This window comes from Streptomyces sp. UH6, assembly GCF_013421635.1.
In the GTDB taxonomy this organism is placed as follows: Bacteria; Actinomycetota; Actinomycetes; order Streptomycetales; family Streptomycetaceae; genus Streptomyces; species Streptomyces abyssomicinicus.
Genome location: NZ_JACADT010001256.1, coordinates 1 through 1,385, shown reverse-complemented (window position 1 = coordinate 1,385; position 1,385 = coordinate 1). Strand labels below are relative to the sequence as shown.

2 pseudogenes are annotated in these 1,385 nt (G+C 74.5%); both read left to right on the top strand.

Features of this window, described 5'->3' with window-relative positions:
* A pseudogene (locus HW445_RS31060) lies at positions 1-734 on the top strand (serine/threonine protein kinase); the annotation flags it as partial.
* A 161-nt stretch (positions 735-895) separates the two neighbouring features.
* A pseudogene (locus HW445_RS31055) lies at positions 896-1,385 on the top strand (serine/threonine protein kinase); the annotation flags it as partial.

Genomic DNA, 1,385 nt, shown 5'->3' with positions numbered 1-1,385 from the left:
GGCAGTCCGTCCTGGTGGCCCTCGTGGTGATCGCGGCCCTCGCCGTGCTGGTCGGCGTGCTGCTGAACACGCTGGGCGGCGACTCGGACGACTCGGCCGGCTCGGGCGGCACGGCGGCGAGCGGTGAGCCCCGCCCCGGGAAGCCGGACGCCTCCGGCGAGCCCGACGACGGCGCCTCCCCCTCCGCCTCCACCGGTGACGGGAGCGCGGACGACAAGGGCGAGGGCAAGGGCGAGGACGCCGGCGAGGACGCGGGCAAGGGCGGCGGCAAGGGCGACGGCGACGGGCAGGACTCCGGCACCCTCGACACCACCACCTTCCGGTCCGAGCAGGGCTACACCATCGGCCTGCCCTCCGGCTGGCGTTACCGCTCCACCGACAGGGCCGGCGACCGCTTCACCGGCCCCGGTGACCAGCGGCTGCTGGTCGGCTGGACCTCCACGCCCAAGGACGACGCGGTCGCCGACTGGAAGCAGCTGGAGCGGACCATGACCCGCCCCCAGTACAAGCGGATCCGCATAGAGGCGGTGGACTTCCGCGGCTGGGAGGCGGCCGACTGGGAGTTCACCTACGTCGACGGCGGCACCAAGTACCGCACCGTCGACCGCGGCTTCGTGGTGAGCCCCACCCAGGGCTACGCCCTGATGTACACGGCGCCGGCCGCGGACTGGAGCGGCGACCGCCGTGAGGACACCTGGGCCGCCCTCAGCACCACGTTCCGGCCGAAGTCCTGACCCGCCCGCGACGCGCGGTGGCAGGATGTCGCATCCGAGCGGCGAGTGTCGGCCACGGCACGTATCGTGAACCCGCGCGGACCGTACGGATACGGAAGAACAGCCGGAACGCGGCGCACACCGAACGGATTTGACCGGCCGGGCGGAGCGGGGAGGGTGTGGTGGACGACTACGCGGGACGGATACTCGCCGATCGCTATCGCCTGCCCGTGCATCCCTCCGGCGAGGACCGCTACGACCTCGCCGAGAGCCTCGCGTTCGACACGTACAGCGGGCAGGAGGTGCGGGTCCGGCAGATCCCGCTGCCCGAGGTCGTCGAGGCCGAGGTGCTCGACGCCGACGGCCTGCCCGAGGGCTTCAGCGCGGCCACCGGGTACGGCCGCGACCGTGGCGGCGAGCCGGCCGAGCCCGCGGTGCGTCGGGCGCTGGAGGCCGCCCGGGAGGCGGCCCGCGTCCCCGACCACCCGCGCCTGGACCAGGTCTACGACGTGTTCGCCGACGGCGGCTCCCTCTGGGTGGTCACCGAGGCGGTGCCCGGGCGCACCCTCGGGGACCTGCTGGCCGAGCGGCCGCTGACGCCGTACCGGGCCGCCGAGGTCGCCGCCGACCTGCTGATGGCGCTCCGGGTGCTGCACGCGCACGGCTGGGTGC